Origin of the sequence: Sulfitobacter sp. DSM 110093 (assembly GCF_022788715.1) — a bacterium.
Classification (GTDB): Bacteria; Pseudomonadota; Alphaproteobacteria; order Rhodobacterales; family Rhodobacteraceae; genus Sulfitobacter.
Window position 1 is genome coordinate 1,488,049 of the sequence record NZ_CP085167.1, and the last position, 23,215, is coordinate 1,511,263.

The window sequence follows — 23,215 nt, forward strand, 5'->3', positions numbered from 1 at the left end:
GCGGTTGACCCTCGCGGACAGGTCAACGCGGGGGAGCTTCAGGGAATAACTTTTGGTTGCGTTCTCGATAGTCGAGAGCGCTTAACTTCGCAATGATTGCGCGCTTGTTTAGCCCTGCTGCTTTGTCAGGTCGGCAATGACCTGCGCCCATAGCTCGGGCGGCTGTGCACCGGGCACGGCATGGGCATTGGCAATGATGAAGGTAGGGACCGAATTTACCCCCATTTTGCGGCTATGGGCATCGCGGTCGCGGATGTCTTGGGTGTCGACATCGGACTTTAGCAGACGGGTGACCACGGCGGCGTCCATCTCAATACCATCGGCGATGTCGGCCAACACCTCGGCATCGCCAATGTCGCGGGCGTCAACGAAATAGGCTTTGAACAACGCGGCGACAGCGGCGGTCTGGCGCCCCTCAATCCCGGCCCAATGGATCAGGCGGTGGGCATCCAGCGTGTTGGGCGTGCGCTTCATTGCCTCAAAGTTGATGTTCAGCCCTGCTTTTTCGGCATGTTCTACCACGGGGGCATAGGCGCGCACGGCGCCTTCCTTGCCGCCGAACTTGCCTTCGAGATAGGCGCGGCGGTCCATACCTTTGCGCGGCATGTCGGGGTTCAGCTGAAACGGGTGCCATTCGATGGCGAAAGGATGGTTGGGGTGATCTTGCAATGCGCGGTCGAGATGCGCCTTTCCGATATAGCACCACGGGCAGATCGGGTCTGACATGATATCGAGTTTGATCGCTTCGGCCATGGTAAACCCCATCTATTGCTGCGCAATGGGCATAGCGGGGTGCGGCGGGTATCGCAAGCGGGCAGCGTTGCAAGCGTCTTTGGGCGCGGCTATAGCAGGTCCATGACAGACACGCCGCCCCGCTCCATGATCCAGATCGCCCGCGAAAGCGGCGCGAACGAGACCGCGCCGCCGGTTGATCTTGGCGCACGGGTGCGCGAGTTGCGCAAGGCGCGCAATTGGACGTTAGAGCAGGCCGCGCGGCAGGCCGGGCTGGCGCGTTCCACGCTTAGCAAGATCGAGAACGGGCTGATGTCGCCCACCTATGACGCGCTGAAAAAGCTCGCCGTGGGGTTGGAGATCACCGTGCCCCAACTGTTTACGCCACCTGCGGGGGAAAAGATCACTGGCCGCATGGCGGTGACCCGCGCCGAAGAGGGCGCGGCCAAGGCCACTGGCACCTATGAACATGTGCTGCTGGCCGATGCGCTGCGCAAAAAACAGATGCTGCCCTACCGCGCCCGCATCCGCGCACGCCGGATGGAGGAGTTCGACGGCTGGGTGCGCCATGACGGCGAAGAATTCCTCTATGTGCTGACTGGCATGGTGCGGCTCTTTACCGAGTTCTATGAACCCGTCGACATGCGCCGCGGTGACAGCGCCTATTACGACGCCACCATGGGGCACAATGTCGTCTCGCTCAGCGATGAGGATGCGATGATCCTTTGGGTGACCTCACTGGTCTGAGCCTTCGGCCGGTCGCCACCACCAAACCTCGGGCATGAAGTTCGGCCCGTCGCCGTAAAGCGGGATAGTGTCAGGGTATGCCATGCGCGCGTCATGGGCGATCAGCCCCTCGTCGAACTGCCAGAAGGGAATGACATAGCGCCCAGCGGTGAGGATACGGTCCAGCGCACGGGTGGCGGCGACGAAATCCGCCGTCTCACGCGCTTGCAGCATTTGATCGATCATCGCATCGACGGCGGGAGAGCGCACGCCCATGAGGTTGCGCGTGCCGGGCAGATCGGCGGCCTCTGACCCCCAATAGAAACGCTGCTCCGTGCCGGGGCTGAGCGATAGGGCGCGGCGGAAGATGGTCATGTCGAAGTCATATTCGTTCTGCCGCGCCACGAATTGCGCGTCATCAACCGTTTCAATCCGCGCCGTGATCCCAAGCCGCTTTAGCGCCTGCGTGTAAAGCTCTGCAATTGCTAGGTTTTCACGACTGCCTTTGGACAGAAGAATGGTGAATGTCAGCGGCGTGCCATCCGCGCGGCGCATGACGCCGCCTTCGGCTTCGTAACCCGCAGCGTTGAGTTGCTGCATCGCCGCGCGAATGCCTGATCGGTTGCGGGCAGAGCCGTCGGCCACGGGCAGCGTATAGCCGTCCACCGTGCCCGGCGGCAGGGTGTCGGCGTAGTCAGCCAGCAAATCGAAGACGCGGCCTGTCGCCGGCCCATCGCGCATGGCAAGGTCGGAGTTGGAGAAATAAGAGGTGATCCGGGGCAGGGCGCCGCCGGTCAGCGTTTCGTTAATATACTCAAAGTTGAAGGCCGAGATCAGCGCGTCGCGCACCTGCCAATCGTCAAACGGCGCGCGGCGGGAGTTCATGACAAAGCCGGTCATGCCCGAGGGTTTGCTATGCGGAAAGCTGGATTTTACCACCTCGCCCCGGCGGATCGCCGGGAAGTCATATTGCGTGGCCCATGTCTCGGCATTGAATTCGCGCACGGCTGAGATTTGGCCAGCTTTAAATGCCTCGAACAACACATTGGCATCGCCGTAGAAGTCGATTTTGACCTCATCGTAATTATGCGTGCCGCGGCGGAAGGGCACCTCGGCGCCCCAGTAGTCAGGATTGCGCGTCAGGGTGACGTGGCGGCCCGCTTGATAGTCGCTGATGGCGTAAGGGCCGGTGCCCAGTGGGAATTCGGCCAAGGGGGCGTTGGCAAAATCTTTGCCCTCCCATTGCGCTTTGCTGAGAATGGGGCGCATCCCGGCGAGCAGGGCAAGCTCACGGTTGTCGCTGTTAAAGGTCATCCGCAGGCTGCGCGGGCCTGTCTGCTCTATGCTGTCAATCTGCTGGCGCAGCCCGTGGTAGCGCGGGTGGCCTTCGGTGCCCAGAAGGTCGAACGAGAAGATCACATCTTCGACGGTGACGGGGCTGCCATCAGAAAACCGTGCCTCTTCACGCAGGGTGAACTCTACCCATGAACGGTCGTCGGGCACCTCAATGCTTTCAGCCAGCAGACCGTAAAGCGCGAAAGGTTCGTCCCACGAACGCCCCATCAAGGTCTCATGGGTGAAATGCGGCAACTGCCAAGGCGCGGTGCCCTTGCGCACAAAGGGGTTAAGGCTGTCGAATCCCCCGGTGTTGCCCAGAACGATCTCTCCGCCCTTAGGAGCCTCGGGATTTACATATGGAAGGACGGTGAAATCGGCAGGCAGTTCAGGCTCACCGTACATGGCGATTCCATGCTGAGGGGCAGCCCAGGCCGCGCCAGAGAGCAGAATCAGTGAAGAAAGCGCCGCAACGCCCCGTCCTGTCGAGAAAAAATCCCAGCTCATTTTTGAAACAATCACGATCTGCCCTTATTTTATTGGAGTTAATCCATACCCGCGGATTCCCGCCTTATCAAACTTTTAGCTTGGATTGTGGCCGTAGATTGCGTATACAGAGGTCACTGCTCGATAGGTTTCTTGCCTGTATGAAACCTGCCTCAATAACTTACGCCCGCTTCGTGCGGGCGTTTTTTTTTGGCCTATTGCGTGCCGCCTCCCTTCCTTGGCGGTTTCGCGCGCAAACCCTTTCCCTTTGCCCGGTTCGCAGTACATGATGCAGTCGCAGCATGAACAAGGAGACGCGCCATGGCTTTCACCATCGACCTGTCCGGCAAAACAGCCGTCATCACCGGATCGAATTCTGGAATCGGACTGGGCATCGCCTGGGAACTGGCGCGGGCCGGGGCCGATATCGTGTTGAACTCTTTTACCGATGACGAAGCGGATCATGCCTTGGCGCAGCAGATGGCCGAGGAATGCAACGTAACGGCCCGGTACATCAAGGCGGATATGTCCAAGGGGGCGGAGTGTCGGCGTTTGATCGCCGAAGCCGGGACCTGTGACATCTTGGTGAACAATGCGGGCATCCAACATGTCGCCCCGATCCCCGATTTCCCGGCCGAGAAATGGGATGCGATCATTGCGATTAACCTGTCGTCGGCCTTTCACACCACTGCCGAAGCGCTGCCGATGATGCGCAAGGCGGGTTGGGGCCGGGTGATCAATATCGCCTCGGCGCATGGCCTGACGGCTTCGCCCTATAAATCCGCCTATATTGCTGCGAAACACGGTATTGTCGGCCTCAGCAAGACGACCGCGCTGGAAACGGCGAAGGAGCCAATCACCTGCAACGCGATTTGCCCGGGGTATGTGCTGACCCCGATTGTCGAAAAGCAGATCCCCGACACCATGAAGGAATACGACATGAGCCGCGAGGAGGTGATCGAGCAGGTCATGCTCACCCGCCAGCCTTCGCGCGAATTTGCCACTGTCGAGCAGATGGGCGGCACGGCAACGTTCCTGTGCTCTGACGCGGCGGCCCAGATCACCGGCACGACCATCAGCGTCGATGGCGGCTGGACAGCGTTGTAAGCGCCGTGGCGGTCAAAAAACGCATTAACCTCGCCCTCCAAGGGGGCGGCGCGCATGGCGCTTTCACTTGGGGGGTGTTGGATCGGCTGTTGCAGCAGGACGATCTGGAAATCTGCGGCATCTCCGGCACCTCTGCCGGGGCGCTGAATGGTGCGGCGCTGAAATCGGGCATGATCTCTGGCGGGCGCGAGGGGGCGCGGGAAAACCTTGATTGGCTCTGGGGGCAGGTCTCGGGCATTTCCGACCTGCGGCTGTCGCATTGGCTGGCACCATTCGGGTTGGATAAGCTCAGCCAGGCGATGGAATATTCGCTACCTGTGGCGATCTCAGACTCGCTAACGCGGGTTGTGTCGCCCTATGCCTACGGGCCGTTCTATCGCAATCCGCTTGAGGATGTCGTGGCGCATTTCGACTATGGCAAAGTGGGGGCGCAGAAACCGCCGTTCTTCTTTGTCTGCGCCACGCGGGTGCGCAACGGCAAGATCAGGGTGTTTGAGGGGGACGAGATCGGCCCCGACGCGCTGCTGGCCTCGGCCTGCCTGCCAACCATCTTTAAAGCGGTTGAGATTGACGACGCCCAGACCGGCCAACGCGAAGCGTTTTGGGACGGTGGTTACACTGGAAATCCGGCACTGTTCCCGCTGTTTCGCGACGACCTGCCGGAAGACATCGTCGTGGTGAACATCAATCCGCTAGAGCGCGAAGACCTGCCGACGACGCCCCAGCAGATCCAGAACCGGATCAATGAGATCAGCTTCAATTCCAGCCTATTGCGAGAGATGCGGGCGATTGATTTTGTCCAGCGCCTGATCGCGGATGGCACCCTGCCAGAAGGGCGGATGAAGCGGGTCCACATGCATATGATCGCTGATGACGCGCTCATGGCGCAGTTGTCGGTGGCGACCAAGATGTTGCCCAATCCGGCGGTGATACGAGCGCTGCATGAAGCGGGTGTCGCGGCAGCGGATCAATTCTTGACGGATCACTTTGACGACCTGAACCAGCGCAGCAGCGTCGATCTACCCGCGATGTTCGGCTGAGTTTTCGGGGTCCGACAGGGCCAGCGCCTCGGGCAGATCAGCACCGGGGCGCGGGGGATAGACCAGCCCGGCAGAGATCACCAGTTTCGCCGCGTCTTCCACGCTCATGTCAAGTTCGATGACATCGGCACGGGGGACGAACAGCAAGAACCCCGAGGTGGGGTTGGGTGTGGTCGGCAGAAAGACAGAAAGCATTTCTCCATTGGCTCCGGTGCGTTTGAGCACTTCGCCCTTCGCCTCGGTAGAGATAAACCCAAGCGCCCAGATCCCGCGCCGGGGGTATTCAATCAGGCAGGCGGTCTCGAAACTCCGCTCGGATTGGGCAAAGATCGTCTCGGAAATCTGCTTAATGCCGGAATAGATGGTGCGCACCACGGGGGTACGTTCCACGAGGCTTTCGGCAAAGCGGATCATCGAGCGGCCAATAAGACCCTTCGCGGCCCAACCAACCATGATCGTAAAGATCAAGAAGATCACCACGCCAAGGCCGCGCACGTTAAACTGCAACGATGGGTCAAGGCCGAGGAAATCCTGGAGCAGGCGGTCAGGATGGTAGGCTTTGGGCACCAGCGGCAGCACAAAACCGTCGATCCAGCCGACCACGCTCCAGATCAGCCAGATGGTCAGCCCAACGGGCGCAATCACGACCAACCCGGTCAGGAAGGACGCCCGCAGCCTTGCAACAAGGCTGCGCCGGACCTGCGTCGGGTCGGGATCGAAAGGTGTGTTCATCTGCGCCGTTTTCCGAAGAGTTAATCGCAACATAGCTAAGGCGTCTGCCCCGGCCCGGCAATGGCTCGACGGTGTTTTTCGCCTTTAACGCGGCAGGTTGACGAGGTTTGCGGCGATCTTGGCCCCTAGCCGGGCATTGTTGCGCACCAATGCGATATTGGCGACCAGCGAGCGGCCCTCGGTCAATTCAAAGATGCGCTGGAGCAGGAACGGGGTCACGCCCTTGCCGTGCACGCCTTGGGCGTCAGCCTCAGATTGTGCTTGGGCGATAATCGGAGCCAGTTCGGCGGCGGGGATTTCTTCATCCGCCGGGATCGGATTGGCCACGAGTTGACCGCCGGGGAGACCCATGGCGGCGCGGGTGCGGTGGGCTTTGGCAATCGCGCCCGCGTCATCGAGACGCAGCGGCGACTGCAAATCGGATCCCGCGCTCCAGAAGGCGGGGAAGCTGTCTTGACCCACGGTGATGACTGGCACGCCTTGGGTTTCCAACACTTCCAGCGTTTTCGGCACGTCCAAAATGGCTTTGGCACCCGCGGCGATCACGGTGACGGGGGTCTGTGCCAGTTCCATCAGGTCGGCGGAGATGTCAAAGCTGTCTTCCGCGCCTTTGTGCACGCCGCCGATGCCGCCGGTGGCGAAGACTTCGATGCCCGCAAGATTGGCGGCGATCATGGTGGCGGCGACAGTGGTGGCGCCTGTGCCGCCCGATGCGATGCAGACGGCCATGTCGGCGCGCGAAAGTTTCGCCACATCTTTGGCCTGCGCCAGATCGCTAAGCTGGTCGTCGTCCAGACCAATGTGCAACGCGCCCCGGATCACGGCGATGGTGGCAGGGACAGCCCCGGCATCGCGGATGTCCTGCTCAACCTGCCGCGCCACTTCGAGGTTTTGCGGATAGGGCATGCCATGGGTGATGATCGTGCTTTCCAACGCCACGATAGCGGCACCGCTTTCGCGGGCCTTGGCCACTTCGGCGCTGAAGGTCAGGGGCAGGGCGGATGTGGCGGTGGTCATATCTTGGTCTCTCCGGAAACGTAAAGGGCGGCGGCATCTAGTGCTGCCTTGAGGGCGGATTGCGCAACGGCACCGCCAAGTTCGGCAGCCACATGGGCGGCCATGAATGTGTCGCCTGCGCCCGTCACACGGGCCACATGGACCGAGGGCGGGGTCAGGGTGATGATATCATCACCTTGCCCCACGGTGGCGGGGTTGCCACCATCTGTCACCACGGCACGGCGCGCGCCACGGGCCAGCAGGGCGCGGGCCGCGGTGGGGGAATCGTCAAAGCTTGCCTGACAGAGCAGCCCAGCCTCTTCGAGGTTCACGTAAAGCGTGCCGCGACCGGCCTTCAGGAAAGGCGTCAGCCGCAGCGCTTTGCCGGGCGAGGCGGGGGCGACGCGCAGGTCGGCCTCAGCCAACAGCGGGCTCTGCGCCATGCGGGCGAGTAATTCGACAGTGAGATTGCCATCTAGCGCCACGGCGCCTTTATAGGGTGCAGGCAGGCTGCCATCTTCGAGCGGACGCAGAATCTTGTCGCCCGCCGCTTCCAGCGAATGGGCATCGGCAATCGCGGCAATCAACCCATTTGACCCTTCGACAGCCATATAGCGGTCGGTCGGCAGATCGTCTGAGCGGTAAACGTGGTCGGTGATCAGACCGCGCAGCGTACAGGCGGCGATCAATTCATCCCCCTCTGCATCGCGGCCCACGGCGGACAACAGCGCGGGGGTCAGGCCAAAGCGCGCCAGCGCCATGCCAATGTTCAGCGCCACGCCGCCCGGCAAACGCGTGATGCGCCCCGGCATGTCAGAGCCTTGGCGCATGGCGTTTTCAGAGCGGCCGATCACGTCCCAAAGGACGGAGCCAATACACAAGATGTCAGGTGTTCTGGTCATGCGGCGCTTCTAGCCGCCAAGCGTTACCGCGCGCAAGCGGCCTTATTGTGGCACCGCAAATGTCAGCGCGGCCCAGAGCGTTTCCCAAGCGGGTTGGTCGAGGTCATAGCCTTCGCCTGTTTTGGCATTCTCTGCCGGGCGTAGAACCACTGCATCAAAGAGATACTCATGGCCCGGCGTTACCGGAATCACTGCTTTGCCGTCTTCATCGGTGCGGTGCATTGAAATGGTGACACTGTTATCCGGAGCGCGGTCAAAAACTTCGATCTGGGCATTGGCGCGCGGCGCATCTTGATAGAGCAGCGCGACTTTCATCTGATTGTCAAAATCAACCTCATAGGGATTCGTCAGGGCGACAAATTCGGTGGCCATGCCGGTAGCGGCGTCTTGTCCGTTGCCCGAGCCTGTGGCGATCAGGGTTTTGACGTGGCGCGTGTAACTCTCGATGATTTTGTCCTGCGACCAGCCGTTGGCGATGTGATCTGCTTCGGCCTGCGGGAAATCCTTATGCTCGGCGAAGGAGAGGAACTTCTCCCATTCGGTGTAGGTCACTTTGGAGGGGGTGGTTTCGGCCACTGCGACCACCAGCGCATCGCGATCCGGCGCACGAAGCTGCAAGGCCGGGTTGTCACCTGCACGGGGGGAGAGGTCATAGGGCTGCCCCTCTACCATAAGCTCAAAGCGTGTGAGGCGGTTGGGCAGATAAGGAAAGGTTGAGCCAACAAACTCTTCGCCGTTGCGAAAATGCGCCGCGATGTTTTCGCCGCTTTCCACTTGATAGTTCAGCGGCGACAGCCAGTATTCATGTGCAAAGATCGGCGTTGCCGATAAGATACTGAAAATAATGACAGACGACAGGGACATTTTCATGCAGAGAACTTTCTTTTGGCTCAGATCCAAGCTGGCGTTGCTATGGGTTTTGTCAAGCGCGATCCTTTTCTCGGCGGGTGCTGCGGTGCAGGCCCATGAGGTCAAACCCACGATTGCAGATTTGACGGTCGCCGAGGGCCGCGCCGTGCTGGAGTTTCAGATTAACCTAGAGGCACTGCTGGCAGAGATCGATCTGGACAGTGTCGAGGACACAGATAATGCTGAAAATGCCGGGGATTATGACGCCCTGCGCAGCCAGCCTGCAGCGGATATCGCGGCTCTTGCGCCAGATCTTTTGCCAACTTGGAACAGCCTGCCGCTGCTTAGCGTGGACGGTGAGGCAATCGCGCTTGGGAGCGTGGCGGTCGACGTGCCTGATGGGGTCGACCCTGCACTGCCGCGCGACAGCCTGTGGCGGTTAGAGGCGCCGGTGCCCGGCAGCGCAGAGCATATCCAGGTCACTTGGCCCGAAGGCGCAGGCGCGTTGGTGCTGCGGCAACAGGGCGTCGAGGCGCCTTACACCGGCTATCTGTCTGGTGGTGAGGTCAGCCCCGAGATCGTCCTTGCGGGCGGTGATGCGCAAAGTGGGTGGCAGGCGTTTGTCAGCTATATCCCGGTTGGGTTCGACCACATTCTGCCCAAGGGGTTGGATCATATCCTCTTTGTTTTGGGGCTTTTCTTCCTGTCGACCCGGCTGCGGCCGCTGATCTGGCAAGTCTCGGCCTTTACCTTGGCCCATACGGTGACATTGGCGCTTGGTGCGATGGGCTGGGTTAACGTGCCCGGCGCGATTGTCGAGCCGCTGATCGCCGCGTCCATTACCTATGTCGCGGTTGAGAATATCTTCCACTCTGGTTTGAACCGCTGGCGACCGTTGGTGATCTTTGGCTTCGGCCTATTGCACGGGCTTGGATTTGCTTCGGTGCTGGGCGATTTTGGCTTGCCTGCGGGGCAGTTTGTGCCCGCGCTTATTGGCTTTAACATAGGTGTGGAATTGGGCCAGCTTGCGGTGATCGCCATTGCCTTCGTGCTGGTCGGCTGGGCGATGAAGCGCGACTGGTATCGCCGCGCCATCGCTGTGCCCGCCTCCTGCGTGATCGCGGCGGTTGGGGCCTATTGGTTCATTGAGCGGGTGTTTCTGTAAGCGAGTGGGCAGCCCTTAACCGGGCTGCCCCAAGGGCCGCTTAGTCCTGCATGGCGGCGATCAGGGTGGCAAGTTCGGCCACCGGATCGTCCTTGTCCCAAATCTCGGCTCCGATGCCGAAGAAATCCGTGCGCGGGGCCAGTTTGCGGATCATGTCGATGTCGAGCGCACCTTCGGCGACGACGGGCACTTCGATCACCTCGGACCACCACTGGAACAGATCGGCTTCGGCAAAGCTGCCATCGCCAAGCGCGCTGGCCTGTGTGGGGCCAAAGCTGACATAATCCGCCCCTGCTTCGCCTGCTGCCATGCCTTCGTGGCGCGAGGTGCCGCAATAGGTGCCGACAATCGCGTCCTCACCCAATTCCTTGCGGGCATGGCGCACGGTGCGAGCCGCGTCGCTCAGATGCACGCCGTCAAGGCCAAGGCGTTCGACCATCAATAGGTGATCCGAAATCACTAAGGCCACGTCGCGCGCATGGGTGACCTCGCGCAGCGCGTCACCGGCACGGGACAGGCGGTCTTCGTCGCGCGTCGACAGAGCCATCCGCACACAGGCGATCGGATGCGCGTCCAGCACGGCGGCCAGTTGCGCGGGGAATTGGCTCAGCTCAACTTCGGGAGGGGTGATAAGGTAAATCTGCGGTTGTTCTGGCGCGTCCATGGTCACTGTCCTTGCTCGGGTCTGGGAGTCTGAGTAGCGCAAGGCGTTGCAAAAGAAAACGGATATGCGTGTGCTGCGCGGGCTTTCTTGCGGTGCGCAGGCGCAGGAGCTATGAGGCGCCTATGACCCAGACATCATCTTCCCCCGTCCTTCCCGCGCCAATCCCGGCAATTGTGCTCGTCCGCCCCCAAATGGGCGAGAACATCGGCGCGGCGGCGCGTGCGATGTGGAACTTTGGCCTCGATCACATGCGGGTCGTGGCGCCGCGTGACGGCTGGCCGAGCCAATCTGCCGTGGCCATGGCCTCGGGTGCGGGGCGGTTGTTGGATGAGGCGCAGCATTGTGCGGACCTGCCGAGCGCCTTGGCCGATTGCGATTTCACCTTTGCCACCACGGCACGCGGGCGTGATTTGACCAAACCGGTCTATAGCCCCGAAGCGGCGATGAAGCTGGCCGCAGAAAAGATTGCGGTAGGCCAACGGGTTGCGGTGCTTTTCGGGCCAGAACGGGCAGGGCTGGAGAATGAGGATATTGCACAGGCCAATGCGATTGTTTCCGTCCCCGTGAACCCGCGTTTTGCGTCGCTTAACCTCGCGCAATGCGTGTTGTTGATGTCTTACGAATGGATGCGCGCGCAGGGAGAGGTGACCCATGAGGTGACCGAAATGGCGGGCACCGATTGGGCCAAAGGGGCCGAAATCGACCATTTAGCGCGGCATTATGAGGATCGGTTGGAAGAGGCGGGGTTCTTTTACCCAGAGCATAAAACGGCCTCGATGAAGCTGAACCTGCGCAACATGTGGTCGCGGATGCCGCTCACGCGGGCCGATGTGCAGATGCTGCACGGGATCCTGCGGCAAATGGTCCGTTGGAAAGAGAAAGGCTGAGCGTTTCGAGGGCCATCTCTTGGCCGCGGGGTGACGGTGCATGGTGCCACTTTACGATTTAAAACCAAACCTTTACGTAGGGTTCTTGCCTGGCTTCACTAAAGCGTCTCGCCTTGGGGCAGGCAGGCGATGGCTCGGGGGCCGCAGCTTGATTTCGGGTCAGGGCCAAATTCGCCCGACGACAACATAACCCACCCGCTAGACCTTTCCCCGCCCATGGCATACCACTCTATCCAAACGGAAAATGAGGCGCGCCATGGCGGAAAAACGCAAACTTTTCGAAGAGGTCGGCACCGACCAACCCACCCGTGCCCCGGTCCAAACCGGCGGCATCGACAAGGGCCGTGGCGGCGCGCGTGGCGCGATCCGCATCTGGCTGATGATCCTCTTTGCGCTGGTCTTTGTTATGATCGCCGTCGGCGGGCTGACACGTCTTACTGACAGTGGGCTTAGCATCACGGAATGGCGTCCGGTCACCGGCGCCATCCCACCGATGAACGACACCGACTGGCAGGCGGAGTTCGATAAATACAAGCAGATCGACGAGTTTCAGGTGCAGAACGCTTGGATGGAACTCTCTGATTTTAAAAGCATCTATTGGTGGGAATGGGGCCATCGGCAGTTGGGTCGGGTGATCGGCCTTGTTTGGGCATTGGGCTTTTTCTATTTCCTGATCCGACGCCAGATACCCGTAGGCTGGAACAAACGTCTGCTCTTTATCGGCGCGCTTGGTGGCGCCCAAGGCGCAATTGGCTGGTGGATGGTCGCCTCGGGCGTGACCAGCGGGCAGGGGGTGACGGATGTGGCTTCCTACCGTCTCGCGACCCATCTGGGGTTGGCTTTTGTGATCCTCGGATTCATCACGTGGTACACATTGTTACTGGGCCGCACCGAGCGAGATCTGATGCAAGCCCGCCGCGCCAAAGAGGCCAAGCAGTTCGGCATGGCCACGGGACTTTTGCATTTTGCGGGCCTGCAAATCCTGCTGGGCGCGCTGGTCGCTGGGATTGACGCAGGCCGCTACTTCGTTGACTGGCCGCTGATGCAGGGGCAGTTCTTTCCGCCAGAGGCTTTCGATATCACGCCCACATGGCGCAACTTCTTTGAAAATCCCGGGCTGGTGCAGTTCATGCACCGGATGGCGGGCTATCTGCTGTTTGCTTTCGGCGTAGTCGTCTGGCTGCGCGGTCGCCGCTCGGCCCATGCGCGGACGCGCTTTGCGTTTAATGCGGTGATGGCGGCGCTGGCCTTGCAGGTGGTGCTGGGCATCACCACTGTGCTCTATGCTGCCCCCGTACATCTGGCGCTGGCACATCAGGCGCTGGCCGTTCTGCTCTGGGTGTTGATCCTGCGGGCGCGTTTTCTTGCGGCCTATCCCGTCGCCACATCGATAAGAGGCTGAGACATGACTGCATACGACGAATTGATGGCCTTTCAGCGCGAAACCGAAGCGCTGGCGCAAGTGGCGGGTCGCTTGGGCTGGGATCAGGAAACCGTAATGCCGCGCGGGGCTGCGCCGCAACGGGGCGAGGAAATGGCCGCGATGGAAAGCGTGCTGCACGCCCGCCGAATAGATCCGCGTATCGCCGATTGGCTGGGCCGTATCGAAACGGCGGGTCTGGACGCGGTGGGGCAGGCCAACCTGCGCCACATTAAACGCGATTTTGACCGTGCCACCCGCGTACCCGCGGACCTTGCCGCACGGATCGCCCGTGTCACCTCCGCCGCGCAGGGTACGTGGGCCGAAGCCCGTGCCGCCGATGATTTCGCCGCCTTTGCCCCGACCTTGAAGGAGGTAATTGCTCTCAAACGTGAAGAGGGGGCTGCCTTGGCCGAGGGGCGCGATATTGATATCTACGACGCGATGCTGGAGGACTATGAGCCCGGTACCACAGCGGCAGACCTAGAGGCGATGTTCGGGGCGCTGCGCCCTAAACTGACCGAACTACGCGCCGCCGTGCGCGATGCCGATGCACCGCCAGTTTTGGAAGGCGTGTTCGATGAAGCCTCTCAGATGGACCTGACAGCTAAACTTGCCCGGCATTTTGGGTATGATCTCTCCACCGGGCGGATCGATAAGGCTGTGCATCCTTTCTCATCCGGGTCGGGCTTGGATGTTAGGATTACCACGCGGACCAACGCGCTTGACCCTTTCAATTGCTTCTATTCCACGGTGCATGAAGTCGGCCACGCCGCCTATGAGCAAGGGATCGACAACGCCTATCTGCTGACCCCGTTGGGGCGCGGCGTGTCGATGGGGGTGCATGAAAGCCAAAGCCGTATCTATGAAAATCAGATTGGCCGCAGCCGCCCCTTCACCGGCTGGTTGTTTGGTGAAATGACGGCTGCTTATGGTGACTTCGGCGTGCCGGATGCCGAGACATTCTACAAAATCGTCAACCGTGTGTCGGACGGCTTCATCCGGACCGAGGCTGACGAATTGCAATATAACCTCCACGTCCTGCTGCGCTTTGATTTGGAACGTGCACTGATGTCGGGGGATTTGCAGGTCCATGGGCTGGAGGCCGCATGGAATGACCGCTTTGAAGCCGATTTCGGGTATCCTGTTGATCGCCCTTCGAATGGTGTTTTGCAGGACGTGCACTGGTCGGTTGGTCTGCTGGGGTATTTTCCGACCTACAGCCTTGGGAATGTCTATGCTGGCTGCCTCAATGATGCGATGCGCGCGGCGGTGCCTGATTTGGACGAATCCCTCGCGCGGGGCGATACAAGTGCTGCAACAGGTTGGCTGCGTGAAAACGTCCAACAACACGGTGGGCTTTTTGAACCACGAGAGGTCATAACACGCGCTTGCGGAAAGCCGCCGACCGAGGAACCATTGCTGAACTACCTAGAAAACAAATTCAAAGATCTATATGGGATTTAAATAGAAAAACTGGGAACAATAGGCCATTTGGCGGTGTTGCTCAGACAACAGGCACCACGTGAATTCTTAACTGAGCTTTAACAATTCGTCTTTGCGCTGAGCATGATAATATGCGATGGTCCGGTGAGTTTTGATTTTTGACGAGATATAGGAGTACCTAGACAATGAAAATTCTTGCAACGGTCGCGGCGACAATCGCCCTTACGGGTGCTGCATTTGCCCAAACAACAACACAGGCAGCGGTTCTTGGGGCGTCCGACGACTCCGTTTATTCGCTTCAGGTTCAAGGCGCGAATGGCGTGATCTACAACTGCAAGCCAGACCCGGTTACAGTTGATGGCGACACAGTCCGCGTTTGCGTACGCGCTGATGATGCTGGCCTCTTCGCAGCTGGTGCTGGCCTTGGTGGCGGCGCAGCAGCGGCAGGCGCGGCTCTGGTTCTTGTGGCGATTGCAGCGGGCTCTTCGTCCTCTACTACCACAACTACTACTCAATAACTTCTTTACAGAAGCTTAAGATTAGAAAACCCCCCGTGCCGATGGCGCGGGGGATTTTTTGTTGCTTGATATTTGGCTGATAAGGCAACCGCCCCGAAGCTTTCACTACGGGGCGGGGTACAATGTAGGTTATTCTGCGGCGCTGTCATCTTCGACAGCTTCATCCTCGTCGTTGCCCTGATCGGCGATCCAAGCCACGCTGACGACCTCTTCGTTCTTGCCCGTGCTAAAGACCTTCACACCACCCGCACTGCGCGACCGGAAAGAAATCCCTTCTACGGGAACGCGGATCGATTGGCCTTTGGATGTCGCCAGCATGACTTGATCCGACATCTCAACCGGGAAGCAGGCAACGATTGGACCATGTGCCATTGCCTTGGTCCAAGCCGTCACACCCATGCCGCCACGGCCACGCACCGGATAGTCATGTGCCGAAGACACTTTGCCCGCGCCCTTGGCCGTGATCGTCAAAATCAAATCCTCTGCCGCAGACATCTCTGCATAGCGCTCGGTGCTGAGTTGCCCGGCTTGCACCTGCTCTTCTTCGTCATCGCTGCTGTCATCATCGGTCAGCCCCGCCATCAGGCGGCGTTGCTTGAGATAGGCGACACGCTCTTCCGAGGCAGCCTCAAAGTGGCGGATCACGGACATCGATACGACGGTGTCTTTTTCGCCCAAACGAATGCCCCGCACACCGACAGAGTTGCGCGAATTGAACACCCGCACATCTGTCGCCGGGAAGCGGATCGCGCGGCCAGCGTCGGTCACCAGCATCACGTCATCATCATGCGACGCGATGCGTGCGTTGATTAGTGTGGTGCCCTCATGTTCGCCTTCGAACTTCATAGCGATCTTGCCGTTGGCTTTTACATTGGTGAAATCCGACAGCTTGTTTCGCCGCACGGTGCCGGCAGAAGTGGCAAAGACCACCTGTAGATCATCCCAGTCCTTTTCATCCCGATCGACCGGCATAATCGCCGCAATGGAAACGCCGGTGGGAATAGGTAGGATGTTGACGATGGCCTTGCCTTTGGCAGTGCGCGCACCCTGTGGCAGGCGCCAAGTCTTAAGTTTGTAGACCATCCCATCAGTGGTGAAGAACAAAAGCTGCGTATGGGTATTGGCGACGAAGAGGTTGGTCACGACATCCTCTTCTTTCGTCTGCATGCCCGAGACGCCCTTGCCGCCCCGACGCTGCGCACGGAAATCGGCGAGGGGGGTACGTTTGATGTAACCGCCAGATGTCACGGTCACGACCATGTCTTCGCGGGCGATCAGGTCTTCGTCGTCCATGTCGCCGGACCAATCGACAATCTCGGTGCGGCGCGGCACGGCAAAGAGTTCACGCACTTCGCGCAGCTCGTCTGAGATGATGCCAAGGATGCGTTCGCGTGAACCGAGAATTTCAAGGTATTCCTTGATCTTGCCAGCCAGCTCTTCCAGCTCATCGGTGACTTCTTTGACACCGATCTGGGTCAGACGCTGCAGACGCAGTTCCAAAATCGCACGGGCCTGAGCCTCTGACAGGTTATAAGTGCCATCGTCATTCGCGGTATGGGTTGGATCGTCGATCAGCGCAATATAAGGCAGGATGTCTTCCGCGGGCCAGCGGCGCGTCATCAGCTTTTCGCGTGCCTGAGAGGCATCGGCGGAGGAGCGGATGGTGGCGACGACTTCATCGATGTTTGTGACGGCAACCGCCAGACCACAAAGGATATGGCTCCGCTCACGTGCCTTGCGCAGCAGATAGGCGGTGCGGCGGGCAACAACATCTTCGCGGAAGTCGATGAAGTAGCTGAGGAACTTGCGCAAAGTCAGCTGTTCAGGCCGGCCGCCGTTCAGCGCCAGCATGTTGCAGCCGAAATAGGTTTGCATCGGTGTGAAGCGGTACAGTTGGTTCATCACGACTTCGGCGGTCGCATCGCGTTTGAGTTCGACCACCACGCGCACGCCGTTACGGTCGCTTTCGTCCTGAACGTGGGAAATGCCTTCGATCTTCTTGTCGCGGACTTGTTCAGCGATCTTTTCGATCATCGAGGCTTTGTTAACCTGATAGGGGATTTCATCAATAACAATGGCCCAGCGATCTTTGCGGATCTCTTCGACCCGCGTCTTGGCACGGATCACGACACTGCCGCGCCCCTCAAGGTAAGCTTTGCGCGCGCCTGAACGGCCAAGCATGATCCCGCCCGTTGGGAAATCGGGGCCGGGGACATAATCAATCAGTTGCTCAGAAGTCAGGTCAGGGTCGTCGATCAGCGCGAGGCATGCGTCGACAACCTCGCCAAGGTTATGCGGCGGAATGTTGGTGGCCATGCCGACGGCAATGCCGCCTGCGCCGTTGACCAGCATATTGGGGAAGCGCGCAGGCAGAACCGTAGGTTCTTTCTGTTTGCCGTCATAGTTGTCTTGATAATCGACAGTGTCTTTGTCGATGTCTGCCAGCAGATAGGCCGCTGGCTTGTCCATCCGCACCTCGGTATAGCGCATCGCCGCAGGGTTATCGCCGTCCATTGAGCCAAAGTTGCCCTGACCATCAAGCAGCGGCAGCGACATCGAAAAATCCTGCGCCATACGCACCAAAGCGTCATAGATCGCAGAGTCACCATGCGGGTGGTACTGGCCCATCACGTCGCCCACGGGGCGGGCGGATTTGCGGTAGGATTTGTCGTGGGTGTTTCCGGTCTCATGCATGGCAAAAAGGATGCGGCGGTGCACCGGTTTAAGCCCATCGCGCAGGTCGGGGATCGCCCGGCTGACGATCACTGACATCGCGTAGTCCAGATAGGACGTGCGCATCTCGTGTTCGATTGTCACCGACGGCCCGTGGAAAATAGGCTTTTTGTCTGCGTTATCAGGGGTTTCCGGCGTATCGGTCACGTATCTGGCCCACCATTTTATGGTTCTATATCTTGCGGTTTTCTATAGCAGACGGGGCATATCAGGTGCAATGGCTGTGGCCGAAACGCACTGGCAGCACTCTGAGTGAAGTGCCAACATACTGTTTTTATTGAAAAGTATTTATCACTGCGCAAACTTGTCTTACCGAGGCAGAAAAGGAGGCGCAATATGCCCCGCAGTGAAACCGAAATGATGCTCAAAGGCTACGGGCTGACCACGGCAGAGTTCTTTTACCACATGCCCGACTATAGCCATGTGCTGAACAGCTATATCTGGCAGGATTACGACATCGCGCCAGACCATCCGCGCCTGTTCGAGTTTGTCGAGTTCTGGCGTGCTGAACTGGACGGGCCGCTGCACTCGGTCCGCTTTACACATCGCAAGCTGATTGGTCCCGGTGAATGGCAGAACCAAGTAGGTGAATTCACGCTACATTAAGGCAAAAGGGCAGGGGGCGTCAGGCCGAGCAACTTGCCCCGCCCAACACGCAGAACTTAGCGCAATGCGGATGGTTCAACGACACGTCACGCTCTGCCTCGGCCAAGGTTGTGCCAAGCTCGAATTCCGGGTCATAGGGCAGCAGCGTACAGGCCAGCACGGCGGGTTTCTCTGACCCTTTGCGCTTGACCACCATGCGAGAGGAGGAACACATCACCGCGTCAGGCGATACATCCAGAATGCTCCAACAGGCGGTGGTGATCTCAGGCACTTCGACCGCTTCGTCCATCTCGGGGAAAAGCACCGTCATACCGGGATCGTTTGCGTCGATGTCAAACCCGTGTTCGGCATAGAACGCAGCATAGCCCGCGCGGCTGTCGGCATCACTGTCGGCAAAGATCGACCGTCCCGCGACCGCCATGCGAAAATCATTATCCCGCAGCCATTCCATACCGATAAGGGTCTTATCAAAAGCACCTGCACCCCGCTCTGCGTCATGCAGATCGCGACGGTAGTGGTCGACAGAGATGCGGAAAGTCATCTTGCCCGGAAAGGCGTCGCGCAGCCGCAGCAGCCCGGTTTGCACAGATTTGCGCATCATCGGACGCATGGCATTTGTTAGGATCAATACTTCATAGCCACGCTCCAGCGAGGCTTCGGTGATCTCAACCATCTGCGGGTTCATAAAGGGCTCGCCGCCGGTAAAGGCGATCTCGCGCACCGGCCAGTTACGCTCGACGATTTGATCAAGGTAATCGCGCACTTCATCGGCGGTGATATAGACCAACGCGTCATTCTTGGGGCTTGAGGCAATATAGCAGTTGACGCATTCGATATTGCAAAGGGTGCCAGTGTTGAACCACAGCGTCTCCGCGCCGCGCAGGGCTACGGTGGCGCGTGGTTCCCCCTTGGCGGTCACCGCCGGGTTTTGGAACTTGCCCTCGTTTGCTTGCGCGATATCTTTCATGATTGGTCCTTGCGTGATCCCATTTGTTCCTGTCCTGTTGTGGTAAGCTATTGCGGCCCTGCCTAAAAGTCCAAGGTGCGGGGTGCACAGTCTTGTGAAGTAGGTAAAAATAAGTATGTTTGCGCTAACTCTGCCCATTTACCCGGACAAGGAATAATTAATGGTTTCGCGCGTTATCCCTGTCGACCCTTTCGATTTGGTTATTTTTGGCGGCACCGGCGATCTGGCCCGGCGCAAGATTCTGCCCGGCCTTTACCGGCGGTATTGCGCAGGCCAGATGCCCGAAGAGGCGCGGATTATCGGCGCCGCGCGGACCGAGATGGACAGCGCGGGCTACCGCGAGATGGTATCAGAGGCGATCAGTGAGTTTGGCGGCAAGGATGCATGCGATAACCTTGACGCATTTCTTGCCAAGCTTGATTACGTAGCGATCGACGCGCGGGGCGAAACCGGCTGGGCCGAATTGCAGCAGATGATGGCAGGCAAGGATCGGATCGAGGTTTACTACTTCTCTGTCGCGCCGGGGTTGTTCGGTGATTTGGCAGAACGTTTGCAACAATGGGGCATGGCGGGCGAAGACAGCCGTATCGTCGTAGAAAAACCGTTTGGCCGTGATCTGGCAAGCGCGCGGGCGTTGAACGCCACGCTGGCGACCTATTTCAAAGAACAGCAGATCTACCGGATCGACCACTACCTCGGCAAAGAGACGGTGCAAAACCTCATGGCCGTGCGCTTTGGCAATATGCTGTTCGAGCCGCTGTGGAACCGGCAGTATGTCGATCACATCCAGATTACCGTGGCCGAAACGGTGGGCGTCGGCGGGCGTGGTGAGTATTACGACAAATCCGGTGCGATGCGGGACATGGTGCAAAACCACCTGATGCAGCTGTTGTGCCTGATCGCGATGGAGCCGCCCGCGCGTTTCGACCCCGATGCGGTGCGCGATGAAAAACTCAAGGTGATCCGTGCGCTTGACCCGGTGTTGCCACATCACCTTGTACGTGGCCAGTATGAGGCCGAGGCAGGGAATGAAGAAAAGGCTCCAAGCTACCGTAATGCTGTGGAAAATCCGCGTTCGCGCACCGAAAGCTTTGTGGCGCTAAAGGCCCATATCAGCAACTGGCGCTGGCATGGCACCCCGTTCTACCTGCGCACCGGCAAACGCATGGTGGCCCGATCGAGCGAAATCACCGTGGTGTTCAAAGACACGCCGCATTCGATCTTTGCCGAGGACGCGGGCCGGCACCGCAATGTGCTGTCAATCCGGCTTCAACCCAATGAAGGCATCACCCTTGGCGTGACGATCAAGGAACCGGGGCCGGGGGGAATGCGTCTTGTCGATGTGCCGCTTGATATGACATTCGCCGAAGCGCTCGGCCCCGATGGCGGCGATCAGGTGGATGCATATGAGCGGCTGATTATGGACGTGATCCGGGGCAACCAGACATTGTTCATGCGCGACGATGAGGTCGAGGCCGCTTGGGCCTGGACCGATCCGATCATCCAAGGCTGGGAGGCGCGCAATGATGTGCCAAAGCCCTATGACAGCGGCTCTGCCGGGCCCACGGATGCAGGTGAAATGATGCGGCGCGATGGCCGTGAATGGCGAAAGGTATCCCCATGAACATCATCGAATATGCAGACCGCGAAATGCTGGTCATGAATGTCGCCAACAAACTGGCGGGCAAGCTGAAATCGGCGCTTTCGGGTAATGATCGCGTATCATTTGCCGTGCCGGGAGGGTCTACCCCCGGTCCGATTTTCGAAATGCTCAGCGCGACCGATCTTGATTGGGATCGCGTGGATGTCATGCTGACCGATGAGCGATGGGTGGATGGAAACGATCCCCTGTCCAACGCACGGCTGGTACGGGAGCACCTTCTGAACGACCGCGCTGCTAATGCGCAGTTCATCCCATTTTTCCGCGCAGGATTGTCGCCGGGCGAGGGGGCCGAGACTGTAGCACCCAGTTTGGCGCGCCATATGCCGATTTCGGTGCTGCTGTTGGGCATGGGCGACGACATGCATACCGCCTCGCTCTTTCCCGGAGACCCAAGCTTGAACAATGCGCTCGCGTCTGACGCGCCGCTGTTGTGTCCGGTTTACCCCGAGGGCCAGCCAACGGCGCGGGTGACACTTCCGGCCCATGTGCTGGATGGGGCGTTAAACAAACATTTGGTGATTTTCGGCGACGAAAAACGCGCAGCACTTGAACGCTCGGAGAAACTCTCACCCGAAGATGCGCCCATCGCGGCGGTACTCGATGAAATAGAAGTCTACTGGGCAGCATGATGGACATTTGGCAAGACTTGCAAGAACAGCAACATGCAACGGCAGATCGCAAGATCACATCGCTGTTTGAAGACCCCAAACGGGCCGAAGAATTTTCTTTGCGGACGCAGCACATGCTGTTCGATTACGCCAAGACGAATATTGACGCTGAGGCGCGCGCGGCCCTGCTGCGGTTGATCGACGCTGTTAAGGTGACCCACCGCCGTGATGCAATGTTTGCAGGCGAGCCGATTAACGAAACCGAAGGCCGCGCGGTGCTCCATACCGCCCTGCGCAATCTTGATGGCGGGCCGGTCGAGGTCGAGGGCGCGGATGTCATGCCGCAGATCCGCGATACGCTGGTGCGGATGGGCCGCTTTGCCGATCAGGTGCGCGGCGGCGAGATTACGGATGTGGTCAATATCGGCATCGGCGGCTCTGACCTTGGCCCTGCGATGGCAGTTCGTGCACTAACACCCTATCACGATGGGCCGCGCTGCCATTTCGTCTCCAACGTCGATGGCGCGCATATTGCCGATACGCTGCGCGGGCTGGATGCCAAGACGACCTTGGTGATCGTCGCCTCCAAGACTTTTACCACCATTGAGACCATGACCAACGCGCGCACCGCGCGGGCATGGATGCAGGACCATGGTGGTGACCCGGCGGCGCAATTCGCAGCCCTCAGCACCGCTGATGACAAGACCGCCGAGTTTGGAATCGACCCGGCGCAGGTCTTCGGGTTTGAGGATTGGGTCGGCGGGCGCTATTCCGTCTGGGGCCCGATTGGGCTTTCGCTGATGATTGCCATTGGCCCCAAAGCGTTCGACAGTTTTCTACGCGGCGCGCAAGAGATGGACCGCCATTTCTGTGCAGCAGATCCGGCAGAGAATATGCCGATGTTGCTGGCGCTTGTGGGCATTTGGCACAACCAAATCTGCGGCCACGCGACGCGCGCGGTGCTGCCCTATGACCAACGGTTGGAAAAACTTCCCGATTACCTGCAACAGCTTGAGATGGAATCGAATGGCAAGGGCGTGCAGATGGACGGCGCTGACAGCCCGCGTCACACTGGTCCGGTGGTCTGGGGTGCGGCGGGCACCAATGGCCAGCACGCTTTCTATCAGTTGATCCACCAAGGCACGCGGGTGATCCCGTGTGAGTTTCTGGTCGCGGCCAAGGGGCATGAGCCGGAATTAGAGCATCACCATGACCTGCTGATCGCCAATTGCCTTGCCCAATCCGAAGCGCTGATGCGCGGGCGGTCTTTGGACGAAGCACGGGCGATCATGCGCGATGCCGGGCTGTCGGGCGATGAGCTTGAGCGGCAAGCGCGTCACCGTGTTTTCCCCGGCAATCGGCCCTCGACGACGCTGGCCTATGAAACGCTCGATCCCTTCACGCTGGGCCAGATCATCGCGCTTTATGAGCATCGCGTCTTTGTCGAAGGGGTGATCCTCGGCATCAACTCGTTCGATCAATGGGGCGTGGAACTGGGCAAGGAACTGGCCAAATCGCTCCAGCCGCTGGTCGAAGGAGAGGTCTCTGCCGAGGGCAAGGATGGCTCTACCGCCGGGTTGATCGGCTATATCCACCAGCATCGCGGCTAAGGGCTGCATCCAAAATTGATGGA

Annotated in this window: 21 protein-coding genes; 12 read left to right on the top strand and 9 right to left on the bottom strand. The window is 59.5% G+C overall.

Annotation, left to right across the window (positions count from 1 at the left end; all coding sequences use genetic code 11):
• Nucleotides 1-108: 108 nt before the first annotated feature.
• A complete protein-coding gene (locus DSM110093_RS07200; protein WP_243267400.1) occupies nucleotides 109-753 on the bottom strand; it encodes a DsbA family oxidoreductase in 645 nt (214 codons plus the stop codon).
• A gap of 102 nt (nucleotides 754-855) precedes the next feature.
• Here DSM110093_RS07200 and DSM110093_RS07205 point away from each other — a divergent pair, with 102 nt between their 5' ends.
• On the top strand, nucleotides 856-1,479 hold the full coding sequence (locus DSM110093_RS07205) for an XRE family transcriptional regulator (protein ID WP_243267402.1): 624 nt from the start codon (nucleotides 856-858) through the stop codon (nucleotides 1,477-1,479).
• On the opposite strand, the gene DSM110093_RS07210 is transcribed toward DSM110093_RS07205, so the two are convergent.
• Nucleotides 1,468-3,198 (bottom strand): extracellular solute-binding protein, encoded by a 1,731-nt coding sequence (locus tag DSM110093_RS07210; protein WP_347568637.1) that lies wholly within the window; start codon nucleotides 3,196-3,198, stop codon nucleotides 1,468-1,470. The two genes, DSM110093_RS07205 and DSM110093_RS07210, sit on opposite strands and share 12 nt — an antisense overlap.
• Before the next feature lie 402 nt (nucleotides 3,199-3,600).
• Between DSM110093_RS07210 and DSM110093_RS07215 the strand changes: the two genes are divergently transcribed.
• Nucleotides 3,601-4,386 (top strand): 3-hydroxybutyrate dehydrogenase, encoded by a 786-nt coding sequence (locus DSM110093_RS07215; protein WP_279290857.1) that lies wholly within the window; start codon nucleotides 3,601-3,603, stop codon nucleotides 4,384-4,386.
• Between the two features lie 5 nt (nucleotides 4,387-4,391).
• Nucleotides 4,392-5,426, top strand: a complete 1,035-nt coding sequence (locus DSM110093_RS07220) for a patatin-like phospholipase family protein (protein WP_243267403.1) — start codon at nucleotides 4,392-4,394, stop codon at nucleotides 5,424-5,426.
• On the opposite strand, the gene DSM110093_RS07225 is transcribed toward DSM110093_RS07220, so the two are convergent.
• From DSM110093_RS07225 to DSM110093_RS07240, 4 genes are all read right to left on the bottom strand, one after another.
• The gene (locus tag DSM110093_RS07225; RefSeq protein ID WP_243267405.1) at nucleotides 5,406-6,158 is read right to left on the bottom strand and encodes a DUF502 domain-containing protein; all 753 of its coding nucleotides are present in this window, start codon (nucleotides 6,156-6,158) and stop codon (nucleotides 5,406-5,408) included. The genes DSM110093_RS07220 and DSM110093_RS07225 overlap by 21 nt on opposite strands.
• Nucleotides 6,159-6,242: 84 nt before the next feature.
• Nucleotides 6,243-7,175, bottom strand: coding sequence for a pseudouridine-5'-phosphate glycosidase (locus DSM110093_RS07230; protein WP_243267406.1), 933 nt, complete (start codon nucleotides 7,173-7,175; stop codon nucleotides 6,243-6,245).
• Nucleotides 7,172-8,056 (bottom strand): PfkB family carbohydrate kinase, encoded by an 885-nt coding sequence (locus DSM110093_RS07235; RefSeq protein WP_243267408.1) that lies wholly within the window; start codon nucleotides 8,054-8,056, stop codon nucleotides 7,172-7,174. Before DSM110093_RS07235 ends, DSM110093_RS07230 begins: the two co-directional genes overlap by 4 nt.
• A 42-nt stretch (nucleotides 8,057-8,098) precedes the next feature.
• The gene (locus DSM110093_RS07240) at nucleotides 8,099-8,926 is read right to left on the bottom strand and encodes a DUF4198 domain-containing protein (RefSeq protein ID WP_243267411.1); all 828 of its coding nucleotides are present in this window, start codon (nucleotides 8,924-8,926) and stop codon (nucleotides 8,099-8,101) included.
• Here DSM110093_RS07240 and DSM110093_RS07245 point away from each other — a divergent pair.
• Nucleotides 8,925-10,070, top strand: a complete 1,146-nt coding sequence (locus DSM110093_RS07245; RefSeq protein WP_243267412.1) for a HupE/UreJ family protein — start codon at nucleotides 8,925-8,927, stop codon at nucleotides 10,068-10,070. The two genes, DSM110093_RS07240 and DSM110093_RS07245, sit on opposite strands and share 2 nt — an antisense overlap.
• Nucleotides 10,071-10,110: 40 nt before the next feature.
• Here the strand turns inward: DSM110093_RS07245 and DSM110093_RS07250 are convergent, their stop codons facing one another.
• Nucleotides 10,111-10,734, bottom strand: coding sequence for a thiamine phosphate synthase (locus DSM110093_RS07250; protein ID WP_243267413.1), 624 nt, complete (start codon nucleotides 10,732-10,734; stop codon nucleotides 10,111-10,113).
• 122 nt (nucleotides 10,735-10,856) lie between these two features.
• Here DSM110093_RS07250 and DSM110093_RS07255 point away from each other — a divergent pair, with 122 nt between their 5' ends.
• From DSM110093_RS07255 to DSM110093_RS07270, 4 genes are all read left to right on the top strand, one after another.
• The gene (locus DSM110093_RS07255; RefSeq protein ID WP_243267414.1) at nucleotides 10,857-11,621 is read left to right on the top strand and encodes an RNA methyltransferase; all 765 of its coding nucleotides are present in this window, start codon (nucleotides 10,857-10,859) and stop codon (nucleotides 11,619-11,621) included.
• Nucleotides 11,622-11,877: 256 nt separating this feature from the next.
• Nucleotides 11,878-13,023: a heme A synthase gene (gene ctaA, locus DSM110093_RS07260; protein WP_243267416.1), complete on the top strand. Its 1,146-nt coding sequence runs from the start codon at nucleotides 11,878-11,880 to the stop codon at nucleotides 13,021-13,023.
• Between the two features lie 3 nt (nucleotides 13,024-13,026).
• Nucleotides 13,027-14,508 (top strand): carboxypeptidase M32, encoded by a 1,482-nt coding sequence (locus tag DSM110093_RS07265; RefSeq protein WP_243267418.1) that lies wholly within the window; start codon nucleotides 13,027-13,029, stop codon nucleotides 14,506-14,508.
• A gap of 164 nt (nucleotides 14,509-14,672) precedes the next feature.
• Entirely contained in the window at nucleotides 14,673-15,005 is a 333-nt protein-coding gene (locus DSM110093_RS07270) for a hypothetical protein (RefSeq protein WP_243267419.1), read from the top strand.
• A gap of 129 nt (nucleotides 15,006-15,134) precedes the next feature.
• On the opposite strand, the gene gyrA is transcribed toward DSM110093_RS07270, so the two are convergent.
• Nucleotides 15,135-17,885 (bottom strand): DNA gyrase subunit A, encoded by a 2,751-nt coding sequence (gene gyrA, locus DSM110093_RS07275; protein ID WP_243267421.1) that lies wholly within the window; start codon nucleotides 17,883-17,885, stop codon nucleotides 15,135-15,137.
• A 189-nt stretch (nucleotides 17,886-18,074) separates the two neighbouring features.
• Between gyrA and DSM110093_RS07280 the strand changes: the two genes are divergently transcribed.
• The gene (locus DSM110093_RS07280; protein WP_067623819.1) at nucleotides 18,075-18,344 is read left to right on the top strand and encodes an usg protein; all 270 of its coding nucleotides are present in this window, start codon (nucleotides 18,075-18,077) and stop codon (nucleotides 18,342-18,344) included.
• Between the two features lie 19 nt (nucleotides 18,345-18,363).
• Here DSM110093_RS07280 and DSM110093_RS07285 read toward each other — a convergent pair whose 3' ends face one another.
• Nucleotides 18,364-19,311 (bottom strand): radical SAM protein, encoded by a 948-nt coding sequence (locus tag DSM110093_RS07285; protein WP_243267422.1) that lies wholly within the window; start codon nucleotides 19,309-19,311, stop codon nucleotides 18,364-18,366.
• A gap of 160 nt (nucleotides 19,312-19,471) precedes the next feature.
• On the opposite strand from DSM110093_RS07285, the gene zwf reads away from it, so the two are divergent.
• The 3 genes from zwf to pgi are packed head-to-tail and all read left to right on the top strand — an operon-like array spanning nucleotide 19,472 to nucleotide 23,192.
• On the top strand, nucleotides 19,472-20,935 hold the full coding sequence (gene zwf, locus DSM110093_RS07290) for a glucose-6-phosphate dehydrogenase (RefSeq protein WP_243267423.1): 1,464 nt from the start codon (nucleotides 19,472-19,474) through the stop codon (nucleotides 20,933-20,935).
• Nucleotides 20,932-21,603, top strand: coding sequence for a 6-phosphogluconolactonase (gene pgl / locus DSM110093_RS07295; protein ID WP_243267424.1), 672 nt, complete (start codon nucleotides 20,932-20,934; stop codon nucleotides 21,601-21,603). Before zwf ends, pgl begins: the two co-directional genes overlap by 4 nt.
• On the top strand, nucleotides 21,600-23,192 hold the full coding sequence (pgi, locus tag DSM110093_RS07300) for a glucose-6-phosphate isomerase (protein WP_243267426.1): 1,593 nt from the start codon (nucleotides 21,600-21,602) through the stop codon (nucleotides 23,190-23,192). Before pgl ends, pgi begins: the two co-directional genes overlap by 4 nt.
• The last annotated feature ends 23 nt before the right edge of the window (nucleotides 23,193-23,215 follow it).

Coding starts and splice junctions, on each gene's coding strand:
- DSM110093_RS07280 (WP_067623819.1), top strand. CDS start 18,075: ATGCCCCGCAGTGAAACCGAAATGATGCTCAAAGGCTACGGGCTGACC.
- DSM110093_RS07230 (WP_243267406.1), bottom strand. CDS start 7,175: ATGACCACCGCCACATCCGCCCTGCCCCTGACCTTCAGCGCCGAAGTG.
- DSM110093_RS07250 (WP_243267413.1), bottom strand. CDS start 10,734: ATGGACGCGCCAGAACAACCGCAGATTTACCTTATCACCCCTCCCGAA.
- DSM110093_RS07245 (WP_243267412.1), top strand. CDS start 8,925: ATGCAGAGAACTTTCTTTTGGCTCAGATCCAAGCTGGCGTTGCTATGG.
- DSM110093_RS07255 (WP_243267414.1), top strand. CDS start 10,857: ATGACCCAGACATCATCTTCCCCCGTCCTTCCCGCGCCAATCCCGGCA.
- zwf (WP_243267423.1), top strand. CDS start 19,472: ATGGTTTCGCGCGTTATCCCTGTCGACCCTTTCGATTTGGTTATTTTT.
- DSM110093_RS07235 (WP_243267408.1), bottom strand. CDS start 8,056: ATGACCAGAACACCTGACATCTTGTGTATTGGCTCCGTCCTTTGGGAC.
- ctaA (WP_243267416.1), top strand. CDS start 11,878: ATGGCGGAAAAACGCAAACTTTTCGAAGAGGTCGGCACCGACCAACCC.
- pgi (WP_243267426.1), top strand. CDS start 21,600: ATGATGGACATTTGGCAAGACTTGCAAGAACAGCAACATGCAACGGCA.
- pgl (WP_243267424.1), top strand. CDS start 20,932: ATGAACATCATCGAATATGCAGACCGCGAAATGCTGGTCATGAATGTC.
- DSM110093_RS07225 (WP_243267405.1), bottom strand. CDS start 6,158: ATGAACACACCTTTCGATCCCGACCCGACGCAGGTCCGGCGCAGCCTT.
- DSM110093_RS07285 (WP_243267422.1), bottom strand. CDS start 19,311: ATGAAAGATATCGCGCAAGCAAACGAGGGCAAGTTCCAAAACCCGGCG.
- DSM110093_RS07270 (WP_243267419.1), top strand. CDS start 14,673: ATGAAAATTCTTGCAACGGTCGCGGCGACAATCGCCCTTACGGGTGCT.
- DSM110093_RS07215 (WP_279290857.1), top strand. CDS start 3,601: ATGGCTTTCACCATCGACCTGTCCGGCAAAACAGCCGTCATCACCGGA.
- DSM110093_RS07265 (WP_243267418.1), top strand. CDS start 13,027: ATGACTGCATACGACGAATTGATGGCCTTTCAGCGCGAAACCGAAGCG.
- DSM110093_RS07200 (WP_243267400.1), bottom strand. CDS start 753: ATGGCCGAAGCGATCAAACTCGATATCATGTCAGACCCGATCTGCCCG.
- DSM110093_RS07205 (WP_243267402.1), top strand. CDS start 856: ATGACAGACACGCCGCCCCGCTCCATGATCCAGATCGCCCGCGAAAGC.
- DSM110093_RS07210 (WP_347568637.1), bottom strand. CDS start 3,198: ATGTACGGTGAGCCTGAACTGCCTGCCGATTTCACCGTCCTTCCATAT.
- DSM110093_RS07240 (WP_243267411.1), bottom strand. CDS start 8,926: ATGAAAATGTCCCTGTCGTCTGTCATTATTTTCAGTATCTTATCGGCA.